Source organism: Curtobacterium sp. B18, from assembly GCF_000333375.1.
GTDB lineage: Bacteria > Actinomycetota > Actinomycetes > Actinomycetales > Microbacteriaceae > Curtobacterium.
This window is the reverse complement of record NZ_BACZ01000010.1, coordinates 1-1180: the sequence shown is the minus strand read 5'-3', so window position 1 is coordinate 1180 and position 1180 is coordinate 1. Positions and strand designations below refer to the sequence as shown.

Here is a 1180-nt window from a genome sequence, read left to right as displayed (position 1 = left end):
TCCGTGCACCATCATGTCCGTCGTCACCACGAACCGGCCGTCCGGCGCCGCGACGACCGCGCAGTTCGTCCCCGGGACCGAGCAGCGGGGACCCGACCGGCAGTCGGCGCACGATGCGGTCGAGGACGACGAGTTCGCCGAGGTCCCCCACGGTCGGTCCGGCCCAGGCGTCGTACGTCGCGTCCACACGAGAACGGTAGCCTGGACGGCGATGGACACCGTGCGCCGCCCCCTCCGGAAGCTCGCGACCGCGGGCGTCGTGATCGCCGTCGCCGCCGGGCTGACCGGCTGCACGAACGCCGTCGCGATGTCCCCGGCCCCCTCCGCCGACGCCGCCGCGTGCGCCGCCGTGCAGGTCCGGCTGCCGGCGGCGGTCGACTCGAAGTTCGACCTGCGGAACACGAACGCCCAGTCGACCGCGGCGTGGGGCGATCCCGAGGTGGCGCTGTACCACTGCGGCGTGGCGGTGCCGACGGTGTCCGACCTGCCGTGCTTCTCGCTCGGCGACGTCGACTGGATCCGCGACGACCGCGGGAAGCAGATCGTCTACACGACCTTCGGTCGGTCCCCGGCGGTCCAGCTCGTCATCGACGCGACGAAGACCACGAACCAGGTCGTCCAGGACGTCACTGACGCGGTGTCGACCCTGCCGAAGGACGGGCACCGCTGCCTCGACCCGTCCGACGTCACCGGCTGAGCCGCGGGCACGTCACCGGCTGAACCGCGGGCGCGGCTCCGGCCGCACGCGGGTGCAGGCGCCTCAGCGGACCGCCGCGCGCCCCAGCTCGATGAGTTCGCGGACGAGCTCGCCGTAGGACACCCCGGACGCCGCCCAGCAGCGCGGGTACATGGACAGCGGCGTGAACCCCGGCATCGTGTTGACCTCGTTCACGACGAAGCCGTCGTCGGTGAGGAAGCAGTCGACCCGGGCGAGGCCGGCGCCGCCGATCGCCTCGAACGCACGGGCACCGATCGAGCGGATCTCGTCGGTCTCCGCCTCGGTCAGCGGGGCCGGGCAGCGCAGCGACTCGTCGCCGCCCAGGTACTTCGAGGCGAAGTCGTAGAAGCCGTCCTCGGCGACGACGATCTCGCCCGGCAGGCTCGTGCGCGGCACGCCGTCACGGCCCTCGAGCACCGCGACCTCGACCTCACGGCCGATCACGCGGGGCTCGACGATGAC

Annotated in this window: 1 protein-coding gene and 2 pseudogenes; 1 reads left to right on the top strand and 2 read right to left on the bottom strand. The window is 73.0% G+C overall.

Translation table 11 applies throughout. The features are described from left to right. Nucleotides 1–187, bottom strand: a pseudogene (locus I5E_RS23090) (hypothetical protein); the annotation flags it as partial. Between the two features lie 24 nt (nucleotides 188–211). Here I5E_RS23090 and I5E_RS00200 point away from each other — a divergent pair. Then, nucleotides 212–697 (top strand): DUF3515 family protein, encoded by a 486-nt coding sequence (locus I5E_RS00200; RefSeq protein ID WP_031260804.1) that lies wholly within the window; start codon nucleotides 212–214, stop codon nucleotides 695–697. Nucleotides 698–760: 63 nt separating this feature from the next. Here I5E_RS00200 and I5E_RS00195 read toward each other — a convergent pair. Beyond that, nucleotides 761–1180: pseudogene (locus I5E_RS00195) on the bottom strand (D-alanine--D-alanine ligase); the annotation flags it as partial.